The sequence below is a fragment of the Candidatus Nitrosopelagicus brevis genome (assembly GCF_000812185.1).
Lineage (GTDB): Archaea > Thermoproteota > Nitrososphaeria > Nitrososphaerales > Nitrosopumilaceae > Nitrosopelagicus > Nitrosopelagicus brevis.
Map to the genome: position 1 here is coordinate 454824 of NZ_CP007026.1, position 17126 is coordinate 471949.

A 17126-nucleotide genomic window follows, 5' to 3' on the forward strand; every position below is an offset into this window, starting at 1 on the left:
GCGATCGAAAAAGAATAGATGGCACAACAGCTAAGACCATCAAAACCGGCTGATAAACAGCCAAAGATTGATTGGTCCCGAAGACAAGAAGCAGAAAATTTTGCTGAAACCGTGAAGCTATTCCGACAAGGCAAGATTGATCCTGATATGTTCCGTAGATTCCGTTTACAACATGGTGCATACGGCACACGTATGACCGATGATTATGCGATGGTCAGAATCAAAGTTCCTGCAGGACAAATCTATCCGTATCAATTAGAAAAAATTGCTCAGTTAAGTGAGATGTACTCAATTGGCAGTGCCCATTTTTCAACTCGTGAGAATATTCAACTACACTGGGTAATACTTGAAGATGTTTCTGAAATAATGCAATCTCTTTCTGATGTTGGAATGACATCACGTGAAGCATGTGGTAATACTGTTAGAAATGTAATGTGTAGTCCATTATCTGGTGTTTGTAAAGATGAAATTTTTGATGCAACTCCATATGCAATGGCAATTGCAAAATTCATGCTTAGAAATCCAATTTGTCAAGGTCTTCCACGTAAATTCAAATTCAATTTTACATGCTGTGAAAAACATGGAATGATTCGAATTGTTGATGTTGGTCTTTTACCTCAAATTCAAGAAATTGATGGAGAAAAAAGGAAAGGTTTCAAAATATTCTTAGGAGGTGGCTTAGGAAATCGTTCATTTGTTGGACATGAATTGGAAGATTTTACTCCTGTTGAAGATCTACTTTATACCTCGATGGCTGTAATCCGAATCTTTGATAGAATGGGTGACAGAAAAAATCTATCACGAAACAGAATGCGTTATTTAGTAAATGACTTGGGTTGGGAAAAATTCCAAAATCTTGTTTTAAAAGAAAGAGCTGTTGTTAAGGCTACTCAATCTGTAATTGTTAAACTAAACATTGATGATAGCATAAATGAGATTCAACGACCAATTTCTGTAAATGATGAGTCTGCTTCTGTTCCTGATGGATATGCAAGATGGGAAAAAACTAATGTTGAAAAACAATCTCAATCTGGTTTTAACTCTGTGTTCATTGGTTTAGAAGCTGGCGATATAACAGCTAATCAGCTACGAAGCGTTGCAGAAATTATACGTGATTATTCTGCTGAAGGCTTTGGCAGAAATGGATTCTCCCAAAATATTGTAATTCGATATGTACATGATGATGATTTGAAATCAATTTATTCACGATTAATTGAAAATGGTCTTGCAAAAACTGGCTCATTAACAATGGCATCTGCAGTAGGGTGTTCTGGAACCACATCTTGTAATCTGGCTTTAACCAACTCTCATAGATTGGCAAAAGAGGTACAAAGAAAATTCTTGGAACTTAATTTTGATGAAGATGATGATTTGAGAGATTCTACCATCAAGATTAGCGGTTGTCCTAACTCCTGTGGACAACACCAAATTGCAACAATTGGATTCTATGGAGGTGGTGGTAGACACGGAACTGACATGTTCCCAAATTACACCATGTCGTTAGGTGGCAAATTTGATGAAGATTCCATGCTTGGTCATCACACAGCTCGCGTTCCTGTAAAACGTATAATTCCTGTAATTCTAAAAATTATTGAATTATTCAAAGAAAATAAACAACCTGATGATACATTATCCAAATGGATTGATAGAGTTGTTAAAGGAAATGAATCCTCGAAAATTACTGGCGTTGAAGATATCAAAAAAGAAATTGCGCCATTAATAGTACCTCCAAAAATTGAAGATGAACCTGATTTCTATATGGATTATGGAAGTGATACTAACTATCATACCGTAACTGGAAAGGGTGAATGTGCAGCATGATTGATTCTGATATCCCAATAATTAGTTCAAAAATTCTTCGTGAAAAAATCCAAGAAAATTCAATTAGAATTATTGATGTGAGACGAGATCAAGAATACCAACAAGGTCATATAACAAATGCAGTAAATCTTCCATTGGCTAAACTTCTCAATGACGATAGTCCTGAATCTATACAAAAAATTGCACAAGATTTAGGAATCTCTAATGAAACTCCTGTAGTAATTTATGATGATACATTTGGTGCATTGTCATCTAGAGTAGTTTGGGCTTTACAATACATTGGACATAAAGACGTAAAATTGTTAGATGTAACATTTTCTCAATGGAAAGATCTTGGATATGAAATTTCCACTGAAGTTCCTGAAATTGAAACTGCAACTCACTCTGTAAAAATTAACCCTGAAATAATGGCCACTGCAGAATATCTTGAAAAAGTCAAAGAAAACAAAAATGTTGTAATTATAGATAATCGTGAACGGCTAAACTACCTTGAACAACATATCCCTGGTGCAATAAACATACCATACCGAACACTTGCAACTGATGGAAAAATTTTACGAACAAAAGAAGGCATGAAAACTCTTCTAAAAAATAGAGGAATTCCTGAAGATGCTGAAATAATCACATATTGTGGAAGTGTAGGCACTTTGTCTGGTTTGGCATATTATGCCCTAAAATCAATCGGCATTCCAAATGTCAAATTGTATGTACACTCCTTTAAGGAATGGAAAAGTCTTGAAAAACCAATTGATAAACAAGAAAATGCTAATTATTGGGATCTTTCAGCAGAGTGATATAAAATGAAAGATATCAATGATGTAATGCCAAAGGTTCCAAATATGAAATGGGGTGCATTACTAAACAAAAAACCTACAAATAAAAAAATAGAAGAACTAAACAATTTACTTCCTCATAATGGTCGTTGGCATACTGTCTATGAAGAAGATGATGTATCGATAATTGATGGTATTCCAATTATCAAAAAAGAAAAAGATTCTATGACTTAGTTCTGAGGAACGTTAGCTCTTAATTTCTTTGTAACTGTCATTTCCATGTTTTCAAATAATTCTAACATTTTCTTTTTATTGTCAATTAAGTAATCTTGACCTTTATCATCCAATCTGATTTTGAATAATCTTATCTCACGGTGTTCGTCTAGAAACTCATCAATCATTTGTTGTCCACATTTTGCTGGATTGATATATGCATCAAAACTTTCAACTGTCTTTTCTAAATCTTCATTTTCTATTGCGGCCATTGTTGTTTGTACAGCTAATCCAACCTCTTTTAGACTCTTGACCGGTGTTGAAACTTTTCCAATTGTTTTTGGACCAAGTAAACCACGTTTCTTTGCACCGAGTTTGCTTGCAACATCTGGAACTAAATCATAAATTGGTATGATTTGATTGAATCCTTGTCTCTTTTCATTTTTAACAACAACGCCTTTCAAAATTAATTCATCTAATCCTTTGATTGTATCTTCTTTTCCAAGGAATGTAGTCCATACAATTGATCCAATTGTATGATATCCTTGTCTTAATGATTCAATTAAAACAACTTCAATAATTCGTTTGAAACCTTCTTCTGATCTTACATTTACAAAGTCTTTGTCTTTAACAGCTTTTCTTGCATTTTTAACATCAATCTCAATTGAGCGTTTTAATGCTTCTAAAGAGTCTGGAACTTGATTCAGCATTGAAAGGTAACATCCTTTGTTATACCATGCCATGCCATATGTTGGATCTGAATCTATTGCTTTTTCAACACAGTCTAATGCTTTTGCATAATTCTTTTTTTCATAATTCACTAATGATTTTAAATTCCAAGCTTCTGGATTTGTTACATCAATATCTAAAATTTTATCGTAAACTCTCATTGCCTCTGAATGATCATCCAAATGAAATCGTGAATATCCGAGTTTGAGCATTGCCTCGACGTCATTTGGGTCTGCTCTCAATATCATCTCAAAATTTTCTACGGCTTCTTCTAACTTTTCGTCTGCCATCAAATTGATACCTTTTTTGAAAAGTCTGTCTCTTTGATAATTTACATTTGTTAGACTTCTCTCATCTTTTTTTGCTAGAAATGTATCTTTTTTCTTATCCTTCATGAATTAGATTTCTACATTTAACGGATAAATATTAAGCTGCTACTAGTGGTAATTTCATGCCTGAAATGTCTAGAAAATGTAATTAAATACTAGATATTGAAAGAAACGATTATGCCGTCATCTGAACATTTTACTGTTAAAGGTCAATCTCCATACAAGCAAAAAAACGGCGTCTTTGAGGTAGAATTTGCTATCACTGAAGCCAAACCTACCAGTGAACAAATTGCTCAAAAATCCTTTCTTCCACTATGGAGAGAAAAATCTCATCTCAACATAAAAAATGGAGAATTTGAAGTAACATTAGGCTCTCAATCAAATCCCTTACCTGAAAAAATTTCTGCATTCACTAGCGTTTGGATTATAGTTGTTGATCAATTCTCATCTGTTGGTTCTTCATTTGAATTTCAAGTACCTGAAACAATGAGACAGGCTCCTCCACCAAAACCTGATTCAGAACAAAAAAAATCAAAACAGGTGCCACGCTCTTCTAGTGCTGGCGTAAAAGGTCCTCCTGGTCAACCTGGTCCTGAAGGAGACAAAGGAGACAAAGGAGACAAAGGTGCTCCTGGAGACAAAGGTCCAACAGGACAAAAAGGAGTTACCGGAGACAAAGGTGACAAAGGTGACAAAGGTCCTCCTGGTCTAAAAGGAGACAAAGGAGACAAAGGAGAAAAAGGTCTAACAGGTGACAAAGGTGACAAAGGAGAACAAGGTGGTCGTGGATTAATTGGTGACAAAGGGGGCACTGGTCCACAAGGTCCATCTGGCGATAAAGGATTAACTGGTTTACGCGGTGACAAAGGAGAAAAAGGTCCTACTGGTCCACCTGGTGTTCAAGGCGACAAAGGAGTTCCTGGCTCTGTTGGTGAAAGAGGTGACAAAGGTGTCACTGGTCCAATGGGAGAAAAAGGTCCTACTGGTCCACAAGGTCCACAAGGAGAAAAAGGTAAGATTGGAATTACTGGTCCTATTGGAGAAAAAGGTCCACGCGGTCCACAAGGTCCTCCTGGTGACAAAGGAATAACTGGTGTACCTGGTCCACAAGGCGACCGCGGAACAATTGGTCCACAAGGTGAACAAGGCCCTCCTGGTCTAACTGGAGAAAAAGGTCCACGCGGTCCACAAGGAATTCAAGGTCCACAAGGTGAACAAGGAAAACAAGGTTTGCAAGGCCCTCCTGGTGACAAAGGCTCACAGGGTCCACAAGGTTCTGTTGGAGAAAAAGGTCCACGCGGTCCACCTGGCCCTCCTGGAGAAAAAGGTCCAACCGGTGGAATGTCAGAAGAACAAAAGCAACTGTTCAAAGATATGCTTGATATTTTAGTTAGAAAAGGAATAATATCTGCAGAAGAACAAATCGAATTACAAAGTCATTTGTATTAGATTCTAGTACAAACTTTCTGCAACAGTTCTGTAAGGTTGAAGCCATCTTTCATGATTACATTCTGTACATTTGAACAACCATCGCCTTTTCCTTGTAACTACTTTTGGCATAACTACTACTTCGTGCTTTGTTTTAGCCATACAATAATCGCATCGTCTTTCTTCATACTGTTTTGGCTCATCTTTTGTTTCTAGAAATTTTGCCAATTTTCTAAAATCTTCTTTCAATTCCTCGACTAGTTTTTGATTGTAAATTGTTGCAGCAGGATGGAATGTAACAAAAAACTTTCTTCCATCTTTTTCTACAATTTTACCATGATTCTTTGTAATCTCTTTTCCATCTAACAGCGTGCCATATGCTGTATTTCCCATAACGCAGATTATCTTTGGATTGATTATCTCAATTTCTTGTTTGATAAAGTCATTACATGATTCTTCTTCTTTTTTTGAAGGAACTCTGTTTTTTGGAGGTCTGCATTTTACAATATTTGTAATATAGACGTCTTTCCTATCTATTCCTGTATCCTCTAAAATCATGTCTAGTCTTTTTCCAGCAGCTCCTACAAATGGCTCTCCATGAATGTCTTCATTTCTACCTGGTGCTTCTCCAACAAAAATTACATCTGCATCAAAATTCCCTTTACCTGGAACCGCCTTGATTCGAGTTTCACACAATTCGCATTTCTGACATTCTCTAACATTTTCTGCAATTGACTCCAGCTTATGCATATCTATAATTCGAGGAACTACTGAATAATTAATCTAATACCATACTAACACGTCGGATAAGACAATTTCACTAATTTTGCAAAAGTACATTCTACGGATAATAAATGTCCACATCAAAATTCCTTTATCTATGATAAAATTCTACGTTCTGTATGGTTGAAGCTAAAGCAAAGAAAAAAAGGAATCAATCAAGATCTGAATACAAAGCAAAGAAAAAAAAACATCCATCAAGAGCGAATAAAACAAAGACTAATCAGATCAGAGAAAGATATGAAGCCAAAGCAAAAGCAAAAGCAGAACAAAAAACACGCGCACAACAATCTCGAGCTTCTCGAAGAAGTGGAAAAAGTATGAAAACTGAAGGAAAAGTTACAAAATCAACTTCAAAAGCAAAAGAAGCTAGATCCTCAAAGAAAATTGCTACAATAAAAAAGAGAACTAGAAGCTAATCAGACTTGTAATATATCACGAATTAATCTAAACTCATTTGTGATATTGCAGGTAAAGTAAAGAAATACTCATCTTCAAACTCAAAATCGGTCTCACCTTTTTCTCTTAATGATTCAAAGTAGTTGCTACAATCTGAATGAAATTGTAAATTTGTATTATTTTGACCTGCCATACATACCGATCTAAAACAGTTCTTTTGTTTGGCTTTGTGAGAATAATTTGTTAAACAATGTAGATTGTTTTATGCATTAAAAGAATACATAATAGAACCAATCCTAAACTGAAATTATGAGTGATTTACAAAAATCTGAATCAGAATTTTCCATTAGTGAACAACAAACCCCTGATTTGGAGTTTCTAAAATTCTTTGACCCAACCACAATGAGTATTCATCTTAAAGAAAATCAAAAACCTCTTGGCAAAAAAGGAATGCCTGGAAGTTTTGAGTTAGTTGAACTTGATACGAAAACACTTCACCGTGACTATCTTGAAATTATAACAAATCAAATTTTATCTGCCATAGACGATGAGACTCTTGGAAATACTGAAATTTCAAAACCTGGCGCTTTGGTAATTCAGTATAGAGATTATAGAATTGCAATTACTCGACCTCCATTTTCTGAACTTTTAGAAATTACAATAGTACATCCAATTAAACAAATGTCATTAGAAGATTATCAACTTTCTGAAAAACTAATGTCTAGATTAGAAACTCAAGCAGAAGGAATTCTTATTTCTGGTGCACCTGGTTCTGGGAAAAGTACACTTGCATCGGGAATTGCAAACTTCTTTAATCGTTCTGGAAAAATTGTTAAAACATTCGAGTCTCCACGTGATTTACAAGTTGATTCCGGAGTAACTCAGTATACTAGGTTGGATGGAAGTTTTGAAAATTCTGCCGATATCTTGTTGCTTGTTAGACCTGATTATACTATATTTGATGAAGTTAGACGTAGAGAAGATTTTAGAATTTTCAGTGATCTTAGGTTAACTGGAGTTGGCATGGTTGGAGTTGTTCATGCAAATACCCCAATTGATGCAATTCAGAGATTCATTGGAAAAATTGAACTTGGAATAATTCCAAATGTCCTAGATACTGTAATTTATGTAAAGGATGGTGGCATATCCAAAGTTTATCGTTTAGAGCTAAAGGTCAAAGTTCCATCTGGAATGGTTGAACAAGATTTGGCGCGACCCGTAATTGAAATTTCTGATTTTGAAACAAATACTTTGGAATATGAAATTTATACATTCGGTGAGGAAAACATCATAATTCCTGTAGATGAAAATGGCTCACAAAAAACTGGAATAGAACATTTAGCAGAAGAAAAAATACTAGACCGATTGTATAGATTTGATTCTCACCCTAAAGTTGAATTTCTCGGTCCTGGACGAATCAAGGTATTTGTTTCAGGTGATTCAATACCTGCATTGATTGGGAAGGCAGGCAAAACCATTCAAGAATTAGAAAAATCTCTTGGTCTACATATTGATGTTGAAGAGCATGGGGCACAACGAGAACTGCCATCTCAGTCTTTACCTTATGACTTTTCAGAGTCTGGAACTGCCTTGATATTTGAAGTGGATAGGCAGTTTACTGGAAATGTGGCAAGCTTTGTTGTAAACGATGAATTTCTTTTTTCAGTTAGAATCGGAAAAAGAGGAAAAATCAAGGTCTTAAAACGTTCATCAGAAGGAAAGCGTTTTTCAAGATTTGTCAATAATGATGATAATCTGGAAATATTTCTAAAACGAGATTAGAACCCGCCCTGAATAAAATTCTAAAAAATTTCAAATACTAGTTGATATCATAGAAAGTATGTGCGGAGACCCAATGCTTGATTTACTATATCTGGCTGCCCCACTTGCATTACTAGGTGCTGGAGGCTTATTTTTCTTCAAGGGTAGCCGTAAAAAGATAGAAGAAATTTTCAGTTAATTAAAATTCATTAAAACTACTCATTAGTTTTGGGTTTGCTTTGAAAAATGTTACAAACTTTCTAATCTGTCTAATTGTTTTTGGATTAAGATGATGTTCAATTCCTTCTGCATCTTGGTTTGCTATTTCTTTCCCAATTCCTAAAATTTCGAAGAACTCTAGTAAAATTCCATGTTTTTGTTTAATCATTTCTGCAATTCGTTGACCTTTTTCAGTTAAATTAATTCCATAATATTTTTCATATTCTAAAAATCCCTCTGCATCTAATTTTTTGAGCATCTTTGTTACACTTGGTGCGCTAACATTCATGTATCTTGAAATGTCTAATGTTGCAGCATACCCTTTCATATCCACTAATTCTGAAATTACCTCCAAATAATCTTCAACTCTATCTGATATGGAAATTGTTTTTTCAGATTCATGTGCTGCCTTGATTGAATCTAATCTACGTGATGTCTTCTTTTTCATTATGGCGATATGAATTTGCTTTTATATAAATTGGAAATTATTGTGACAAAATCTTGACTTGAATGTAGCAGATTTTGATCACTGACTGTTAACTATATTTTCTAAAACACCAATAGATGACTGATCCGCTTAGAGCAAAAATTGAAAAATTACGAATAATGAGAGAATCTGCATCAAGACGTTCTGGCTTGTACGCTGACATGGGAAAATTAGATGATAAAAAAACCTCTCAGTCACTTGGAGCATTAAACCGTGCATCTGCTCCTGGCAAAAAAATGCAAAAACTGGGATTTCTCATGTTGTGGATTCCTGAACCAACAGGTGTAACTGTTGCAGTTGGGGCTCCGATGATATTGGCAGGCCGATATTTGGATAAAAAATACAATGGATCCACATTGAAAGATATTGGCTCTAGCACTCATGAGACAATTTCTTCAATTAATCAATTCAAAGCATCATTGTAATTGCTTTAGTTTTTATTTTATTTGATATGAGATAATGTATGCCAACACGTCTTCAGGTTTTAATTCCAATTGGAATTGCAGCGGTTATAGTTGGTGTTGCCGGCATGGCATCTCTTCCATCTGAAGTACAACTTGAGGCAAATTCTGACTTTTTAATGGGAACTGTACAATTGGATGATAATCTTCTAGAAGTATATCTTGCAGATACTGATCCACGTAGAATGCGTGGTTTGATGTGGGAGAATGAAAGTTTCCTTTCTGATGATAAAGGAATGTTGTTTGTATTTGATGAACCTGGAACTAGATCTATGTGGATGAAAAACATGCAGTTCCATCTTGATATTATTTGGTTTGACAAAAACGGTTCTGTAATTGCAATTGAAAAGAATGTTCCGCCCTGTATTACTCCTATGGAGGTAATGAGTTGCAAGTCAGTTGGTGTTTCTGCTGATAATGCGCAATATGTTCTTGAAATGACATCTGGTTATGTTGACAAGCATTCCATAAATGAAAATTCAAAATTGGAATTAATCTCGATTTAGATGAATCTTTTTTATCAAAGAACATATCTTGTCCTAGGAATGTTTTTTGTGTTTGTTGGAGCATATTCAGGATATGATGCTGGAACCAGTTTCCAAACTACTACCACCATTATAGTAGTTATAGGAAGTATTGGATTCATTTTAGGTGGAATTTATTTACTAATTACGTATATGAAAAACCGAAAGATCTTAAAACGAGTTGATTAATTCTTACAATATGACTGATTTTAAAAAAATTGCAGCAGATGGTTTTGAAATAAATGCAAAAGCCCTCGATAATAATCCTGATGATGCCGCAGCACGTTCTTACATGTTAGGAATTATGATGGCAAAACATCTAGACGACGAGCATGTAAAACGTGCAAAGAGATACGTAATAGATTAAATGACTTTTTTCCCATTATTACTAACTCTTGTAATCATTGTTTCAATAGGTTCCAGCTATGCGTATGCGCTAGAGTACACCTATCCAACAATCAATCAAAGGCTAACTGAAATTCCCACATATTGTGCAGTTGAATCGATAAGTGATGATATTGAATCCTCTGAGATGGATGAAATAATGGCTAAATCAGAACTTGCAGTTATGGCATGGAAAGAAAAGTTGCAAGAATCTGAATTGGCAAATAAAGAATTTTGGGATATGAAGTTCAAAAAAATTGGGAAAAATGAATCCGTAACTGATGATTGCACGATTACTATATTGTTTAGAGATGATCCTGAGTTTTCTGGCTCACTGCTTAGTAAGACGCTTGGGGCATTCATGAGAAATTCAATTTACGTCTATTATGAAAATCAACAATCAATTTATGGGGACAAATGGATGGATGGAATTTTCAAAACAATAATTCATGAAATGGGGCACACCTTTGGTCTTGGTCATTATACCACTGACGATAATGATTATAACAGAAAAATCGCAACACGTGATCAATCCCCTCCTTCGATAATGTTTGCCCCTGCACACATTAACCCTGATGTACGAAAGATAACTGAAATTGATGTTCAGCTAGTTCGTTCAATTTATGGAAGTTATGGGTTCCACGCATTTTCTGAACAAAGACCTAGTGAAATTATTATTGAAAATCCAATTTCTCCATTAGATCCTACATATCCTTTCGAATCTACTGAAATTTCTAAAAATAATGTAAAATTATTTCGACATCAGGATACTATGATAACAATTTCTGGGGAGATAAATAATGTCATGTTCATGTCCGGTCACCCTGTTTTCATCTTAGTTACAAGTCCAGACCTTTCTGTTCAAGTTTTGAAAGTTAAACCTACTAGAGATGGATTTTTTGAAACGTACATGAATTTCAATTACAAATCTCTTCCAGGAAAGTATTCTATTGAATTTGCATATATTGATAAAATTGATCAAAGTAAAAATCTAGTTTTTGATGTAGAACAAACTGATATTCCACTTGCACCTGAATCTGAAAATCTGAATATTATTCGGGTCAATAATGATGCTGAACGATTTTTTGAAATGGGTCTGTATGGTGATGCTATCAAAAACTACAAAGTAGTCATGAAAAATGCAGACAAGATTCAAGAGCCACTTTATCTAAATGCCTTGAATAAAATTGGTCTATCATTAATCCAATTGAAAAATTATGAAAAATCGTTATCATACTTTGAACAGGTATATGAAATAAATCCAAACTATCCAAACATTGAACAAAATCTCAAAACCTCAAAATCATTAATTCAGACTGATGGCCAAATGATTGCCACTGATTCTACAATTCCACTTCCCGGTTGGATTAAATCAAATGCCGGATGGTGGATAAATGGACAGGCTACTGATCAATTGTTATTTGATGCATTTGAATACATGCAAAACAAGGGTTTGATTGGAAATTATGAGTTTTCAAAATTCTCTCCACCACACATTCCAAACTGGCTTGTAGACATAGTCACTTGGTGGATTGATGAAAAAATATCTGATGAGGAATTTCTTAAAACTGTAGATTATTTACTGAAGCAAGGAATAATTATAATTTAAAAAAATACTGTGATTAATTATCACACTAACTAGGATGCTTGTTTTTGTCCTATAAGTGACAAAAGAGGCATTGCGTCCCATTGATACATGTATGATGAAAGAAATGATTTGCATGCGTCATTATATGAATTGAAGAAACTTTGTGCTGTATCTTTATCTCCTTCAATTACTGACATTGCGGTTTTATTATCATCAAATGAACCGCTCCAAATCATATTTCCTTTTGCATTCCAGTCGTCAATGATTGTAGCAATTGTGCCTGCAGCTGCTGCTACATCTTGTGCTTTAGCGTCTTCTTTAAAGACACTAACTAAAACATATGGTGATTTTTCAGCCATTACGAAGTTGTCACTAGGACGATATTAAAATTCGATGGACTTTTCAAAAGCTTGTTCTAATAATATAGAAAAGCCGTTAGCAACATTCCAGTAGTTGACGACATGTATTCTGGTTTAAGATCAAAGCATACGATGCTGTGTCACTAACGGCATAAACAAATTCCTTCGTTTGAATAATTAAAACTAGTTTTGAACTTAGAATGTTATTCTCAAATTCTGGAATATAATTTTTCTATTATACACTCTCAGATTTTATAATATATGCAATCAAACGGTTCTTGATTTTTGAATTGTTTCAATTCATTCTTGATATTTTTTTTTTGTAATTCTTATGAGATTAAGATCAAAAAACAAAATATCCATTTGTGAAATTTCTTTTCTCATTTTGCTTTTTTGTTTTAAACCTTATTAGAAAATCTTATTCTATGATGATAGAATGAGTCCTCTCCTAAAATAGGGTTTCAAAAGAAAGCAAGTGTTGAAGAAATCTAGTCTTGCTATATTTGCAATTGCAATGTTATTGTTTGTAATCCCTAGCGCATATTCAATTGATAATAGTAAGGTGAGATATTATTCTGTGATAGAAGTTACTGAAACGAGTCTCAATCTTGCTCTAACAAGTCTTGAAAATCAAGACTTTGAATCTACTAAAAACTTCATAGAATTTGGCTCAACACACTTTTCAAAGAATTTGGAAAAATTAAGAAATGTTGATGCGTCTCTAACTGATGAGGTTCACATATCATTACTCGATCTTCAAACAAGACAGTTAAACCCTGAAAATCTATCTACTGTATCTTCTGAAATAACAAGAATTGTTGAAATCTTTGAGGCAATTCCTGAAGATGAAGAATACAATCCTAATGTCACAGTTGCATTATTGATTATAGTAGATGAACAATATGCAATCTTTGAATCTGAAGGTAGTGAATTTTCTTATCAAATTGCAGTAGGATTTATGGAAAGAGCAAATCAGATATTTTATTCTGGAACTGATTATAACGAACGTCAAAAAGTAGAATTACAATCATTTTTCAATGACATGTTTGAAATGGTAAAGAACAAAGATCCATACGCATCAATTGCCTCTACCAATATCTGGGTTCAACGGGATTTACTTGGAACTGATGTTGTTGGAACTATTGGAACAGATAGTAGCAGTTTCTACATTGTGATAAAAGAGCTATATGCTGAATTAATGATTGAATTAGATAATGGCGACTACAAAAAAGCAGAACAACTTGGAATAGAAGCATATCTTGAGAACTTTGAATATCTAGAACCTGAAATCGAAGTTGCTGATGCTGAATTATTATATCAATTAGAATGGGACATGCGTGAAGAATTGCGTACCATGATCAAAAATTATGAAGACCCTGATGTAATCAAATCATTTTTGGTTGATTCAATCATTCCTAGATTAGATACAGCAGAAGCCAAAGTTGCAGACTTGAGAGCATCTGGTGTAGTAATTGCAGAAGTATTTGCAAATAAAGAAACAAAACCAATGGGCTCTGCATCTGAAGGTCAAAAAGCTGAAGTTCGAGATGAGATTGACTTTATCCGAGAACAATTAATGGCAACTGAAATTTTCTATGAATTAGGTGATACGCAAGCAGCATACGCAAGTGCACGAACAGCATATCTGGACAGTTATGAATATGTTGAAATTCCATTAAGAGCAATTGCACCTGATTTCACTTTTGAGGTTGAATATCAGTTTGCAACATTAAGAAATCAAATTAATGATGGTGCACCAATCGAAGACATTTCTACTACAATTATTTCCCTTGAACGTTCTCTAGACGAGTCTGAACGTCTTGTTTCTGGAACCGGAACCATTGCACCAATGATTGCATTCATCTCATCTTTTTCTATAATCTTTAGAGAAGGATTGGAAGCTGTTTTGATTTTAGGTGCTATAATCACATATCTTGAAGCATCAAGAAATCATAAATTCAAAAAATATGTGCATTATGGAATAGGACTTGCAATTGGTGCTACAGCTGTAACTTGGGTTATTGCATCTTACATTATAGAAATTTCAGGCGCTAACAGAGAACTGATTGAGGCGATAGCGGCATTGTCTGCGACGGCGGTTCTATTCTATGTGAGTTTCTGGATACTTAACAAGATTGAACACAAACGATGGATGGAGTTTGTAAAAGCCAAAGTTTTCCAGGCATCTGCAGCTGGAGGTACATCTGTGTTCATAATGCTGTCATTTTTCACAGTATACAGAGAAGGATTTGAAACTGTCTTATTCTACCAAGCAATGTTCTCGTTTGCCAAGTACATGGAATTTTATGTTGGATTAGGATTCATTCTCGGCATTGTTTCATTACTTGGAATATACTTTGGATTTAGAAAACTTGGAAAACGTTTACCGCTACGTGCACTATTTGGATTAACAATGGGTATTGGAGCATACTTGTCAATTGCATTCTTAGGAAACGCAATACGAGAGTTCCAGGTATTAGATTTCATCCCATACACTAGCATGCTTGGAACTATTCCAAGATTAGACATCAACGTTGCAACAATGACTGGAATCTATCCAACACTTGAGACCACTGTAGGCCAAATCATCTTGCTAGCGGTCTATCTTGTAGCATCACTTTACGTGCTTGTTCTAAGACCAAAGAGACAAAAAGCCCTCGCTTCAATGAGAAAATCGAGAGCGCAAGTAGATGAGCAACAGACGAATTAGAATTGGTATTGATGTAGGTGGAACTTTTACAAAAGCTATAGCGTTAGATATTGTCTCTGGTGAAATCTTATCTGCTTCTACGATTCCAACAACACATACTGCTGAACGTGGTGTATCTGCAGGTATCGTTTCTGTTTTATCCGACTTGTTAAAAGAATCTCAAATTAAATTAGATGAAATTGAAATTATAGCTCATAGTACTACTCAAGCAATCAATGCATTGTTAGAATCTGATACTGCTAAAGTTGGAATTGTAGCAATGGGGGTTGGTCCAGAAAAAAGTGATGTCATTAAACGTACAAACTTACGCGATGCAAAAATAAATCATGATAACGATATTAAATCCTCACATAGATTTCTTGACACATCACATCTGATTACTGATTCTGAGGTGTCAACCGCAATTAAAGAGCTAAAAGATGATGGTGCTAAAGTGATAGTTGCAACTGAAGCATTTGGGGTTGATGATCCCTCAAACGAGCAATTTATCATGGAACATGCTACAAAACAAGAAGTCCCCTCTACTGCATCCCATGAAATTTCTGGAATTTATGGTTTGGAGATTAGAACTTTAACTGCAGCAATCAATGCTAGCGTATTACCAAAAACTGTTCAGGTAGGTAACTTTGTTGAAGAAGCAATCCGTGAAACCGGTGTAACTGCTCCATTAATGATAATGAAAGGTGATGGTGGTGTTACAAGCATGGATACATTTCGTACAAAACCAATTCTGACTGTTCTTTCTGGTCCTGCCGCAAGCGTAGCTGGTGCATTACTATATCTAAAAATTACAAATGGAATATTTGTTGAAGTTGGTGGAACTAGTACCAACATTTGTATCATAAAAAATGGTAAACCTGAGATTCGTTATGTTACAATAAAGAATCATCCTACTTGTATTAGGTCAATGGATGTTCGTGTACTTGGAGTTGCAGGTGGAAGCATGGTGCAAGTAAAATCAAACACTGTTGTAGGTGTTGGACCACGTAGTGCACACATTGCTGGTTTGAAATATTCATGTTATGCATCAATGGATGATTTATCTACGGGTGAAATTATTTTTGTTAAACCAAAACCAAATGATATTGAAGAGTACGTTGCAATAAAATGTAAAAATGAAACATATGCAATAACAAATACTTGTGCTGCAAATGCATTAGGTAGAATACCTGAGGGTGATTACTCATACTCTGATCCTGCAACCGCAAAGTTTGCATTAGAAATTCTGGGTAAAAAATTAGGTGTTTCAGGTGCACAAGTTGCATTGTCTATACTTCAAAATGCATCATATGATATTACAAATGAAATCACTAAAATCATAAAAGAGTTTGAACTTGAAAAATCAAAAGTGAAACTTGTTGGTGGCGGTGGAGGTGCATCTGTTCTTGCACCTTTTGTTGCAGAACAATTACAGTTACAATATGATAAAGCTGATTATGCTGAAGTTATTTCTTCAATCGGTGTTGCGTCATCAATGATGCAAGAACAGCTTGAAGAAACTGTTGTAAATCCAAACCCTGAACAAATATCAAAACTTCAGAAAAAAATTCATGACATACTTATTGAAAAAGGATCAACTCCTGAATCTATTTCTATAGATAGCGTTTACATTCCAGAAAAATCGTTGTTACGTGTAACTGCATTTGGAAATGTTGAATTAGATAACGGCATGACTGCAAAAAATATTTTTGATAAAGATGATGCAACAGAACGTGCACTAGAAATTTCCAATATTCCTAAGGATAAGATTAATCTTGCATTTGAAACTGATCACTACTTTGTTTTTTCTGGAAAAATTACAACAAAAAAATTAATGATTAAAAAAACTGTACAGCCTGTAATTGTCATCGATAAGTATGGCCGAGAAAAACTCAATCTTAGTGATGCAAAACTAATTGACGGTGACATCTCCCAAATCACATCTGGATTAAACAAATCATTATCTTCTGATGCACATGTTTCTCCTCAGGTCTATCTTCTAAATGAATTAAAGTTGGTAGATTTTTCGGGACTTACATCAAAGTCTCACATTATTGATGCAATCAAAAAAGAGTTAGGAGACCTTTCTAATGCGTGCGTAATTGTAGAAGCCAAAAAATAGACACACTTAAGCAAATTGTAAATTCTAAGACTCTAGAATAAGAAGATACATTCAGGTTTA

The 17126-nt window shown here is 34.7% G+C and carries 18 protein-coding genes; 13 read left to right on the top strand and 5 right to left on the bottom strand.

Annotation, left to right across the window (positions count from 1 at the left end; all coding sequences use genetic code 11):
• The first annotated feature begins 18 nt into the window (after positions 1 to 18).
• The 3 genes from T478_RS02735 to T478_RS02745 are packed head-to-tail and all read left to right on the top strand — an operon-like array spanning position 19 to position 2828.
• Positions 19 to 1821 (top strand): nitrite/sulfite reductase, encoded by a 1803-nt coding sequence (locus T478_RS02735; protein WP_048105005.1) that lies wholly within the window; start codon positions 19 to 21, stop codon positions 1819 to 1821.
• Entirely contained in the window at positions 1818 to 2615 is a 798-nt protein-coding gene (locus T478_RS02740; RefSeq protein WP_048105006.1) for a sulfurtransferase, read from the top strand. Before T478_RS02735 ends, T478_RS02740 begins: the two co-directional genes overlap by 4 nt.
• A gap of 6 nt (positions 2616 to 2621) precedes the next feature.
• Positions 2622 to 2828 carry a hypothetical protein gene (locus T478_RS02745; RefSeq protein ID WP_048105008.1) on the top strand — a complete coding sequence of 69 codons (207 nt, stop codon included), beginning with the start codon at positions 2622 to 2624 and terminating at the stop codon, positions 2826 to 2828.
• Here T478_RS02745 and T478_RS02750 read toward each other — a convergent pair.
• Entirely contained in the window at positions 2825 to 3931 is a 1107-nt protein-coding gene (locus T478_RS02750; protein ID WP_048105010.1) for a tetratricopeptide repeat protein, read from the bottom strand. The genes T478_RS02745 and T478_RS02750 overlap by 4 nt on opposite strands.
• Positions 3932 to 4027: 96 nt before the next feature.
• On the opposite strand from T478_RS02750, the gene T478_RS02755 reads away from it, so the two are divergent.
• A complete protein-coding gene (locus tag T478_RS02755; protein WP_342352442.1) occupies positions 4028 to 5314 on the top strand; it encodes a collagen-like domain-containing protein in 1287 nt (428 codons plus the stop codon).
• A gap of 3 nt (positions 5315 to 5317) precedes the next feature.
• On the opposite strand, the gene T478_RS02760 is transcribed toward T478_RS02755, so the two are convergent.
• Positions 5318 to 6043 (bottom strand): uracil-DNA glycosylase, encoded by a 726-nt coding sequence (locus T478_RS02760; protein ID WP_082008721.1) that lies wholly within the window; start codon positions 6041 to 6043, stop codon positions 5318 to 5320.
• 152 nt (positions 6044 to 6195) lie between these two features.
• On the opposite strand from T478_RS02760, the gene T478_RS07790 reads away from it, so the two are divergent.
• Entirely contained in the window at positions 6196 to 6492 is a 297-nt protein-coding gene (locus tag T478_RS07790; protein WP_238573642.1) for a hypothetical protein, read from the top strand.
• 23 nt (positions 6493 to 6515) lie between these two features.
• On the opposite strand, the gene T478_RS07715 is transcribed toward T478_RS07790, so the two are convergent.
• Positions 6516 to 6665, bottom strand: a complete 150-nt coding sequence (locus T478_RS07715) for a hypothetical protein (protein WP_177313236.1) — start codon at positions 6663 to 6665, stop codon at positions 6516 to 6518.
• 116 nt (positions 6666 to 6781) lie between these two features.
• Between T478_RS07715 and T478_RS02770 the strand changes: the two genes are divergently transcribed.
• Positions 6782 to 8254: an ATPase, T2SS/T4P/T4SS family gene (locus T478_RS02770; protein WP_052433852.1), complete on the top strand. Its 1473-nt coding sequence runs from the start codon at positions 6782 to 6784 to the stop codon at positions 8252 to 8254.
• A gap of 178 nt (positions 8255 to 8432) precedes the next feature.
• Here the strand turns inward: T478_RS02770 and T478_RS02775 are convergent, their stop codons facing one another.
• On the bottom strand, positions 8433 to 8900 hold the full coding sequence (locus T478_RS02775) for a metal-dependent transcriptional regulator (protein WP_048105013.1): 468 nt from the start codon (positions 8898 to 8900) through the stop codon (positions 8433 to 8435).
• Positions 8901 to 9016: 116 nt separating this feature from the next.
• Here T478_RS02775 and T478_RS02780 point away from each other — a divergent pair, with 116 nt between their 5' ends.
• Genes T478_RS02780 through T478_RS02795 form a run of 5 tightly spaced genes read left to right on the top strand, consistent with a single transcriptional unit; the run spans position 9017 to position 11917 of the window.
• A complete protein-coding gene (locus T478_RS02780) occupies positions 9017 to 9364 on the top strand; it encodes a hypothetical protein (RefSeq protein ID WP_048105015.1) in 348 nt (115 codons plus the stop codon).
• A 38-nt stretch (positions 9365 to 9402) separates the two neighbouring features.
• Positions 9403 to 9906: a DUF192 domain-containing protein gene (locus tag T478_RS02785; protein ID WP_048105017.1), complete on the top strand. Its 504-nt coding sequence runs from the start codon at positions 9403 to 9405 to the stop codon at positions 9904 to 9906.
• Positions 9907 to 10113 (top strand): hypothetical protein, encoded by a 207-nt coding sequence (locus T478_RS02790; protein WP_048105021.1) that lies wholly within the window; start codon positions 9907 to 9909, stop codon positions 10111 to 10113. It begins immediately after the preceding gene.
• Positions 10114 to 10123: 10 nt separating this feature from the next.
• The gene (locus T478_RS07620; RefSeq protein ID WP_160271564.1) at positions 10124 to 10291 is read left to right on the top strand and encodes a hypothetical protein; all 168 of its coding nucleotides are present in this window, start codon (positions 10124 to 10126) and stop codon (positions 10289 to 10291) included.
• The gene (locus T478_RS02795; RefSeq protein WP_048105024.1) at positions 10292 to 11917 is read left to right on the top strand and encodes a tetratricopeptide repeat protein; all 1626 of its coding nucleotides are present in this window, start codon (positions 10292 to 10294) and stop codon (positions 11915 to 11917) included.
• Positions 11918 to 11946: 29 nt separating this feature from the next.
• Here T478_RS02795 and T478_RS02800 read toward each other — a convergent pair whose 3' ends face one another.
• Positions 11947 to 12255 carry a hypothetical protein gene (locus T478_RS02800; RefSeq protein ID WP_048105026.1) on the bottom strand — a complete coding sequence of 103 codons (309 nt, stop codon included), beginning with the start codon at positions 12253 to 12255 and terminating at the stop codon, positions 11947 to 11949.
• A gap of 475 nt (positions 12256 to 12730) precedes the next feature.
• Here T478_RS02800 and T478_RS02805 point away from each other — a divergent pair, with 475 nt between their 5' ends.
• Positions 12731 to 14965, top strand: a complete 2235-nt coding sequence (locus tag T478_RS02805; RefSeq protein ID WP_238573643.1) for an FTR1 family iron permease — start codon at positions 12731 to 12733, stop codon at positions 14963 to 14965.
• On the top strand, positions 14946 to 17066 hold the full coding sequence (locus tag T478_RS02810; RefSeq protein ID WP_048105028.1) for a hydantoinase/oxoprolinase family protein: 2121 nt from the start codon (positions 14946 to 14948) through the stop codon (positions 17064 to 17066). Before T478_RS02805 ends, T478_RS02810 begins: the two co-directional genes overlap by 20 nt.
• The last annotated feature ends 60 nt before the right edge of the window (positions 17067 to 17126 follow it).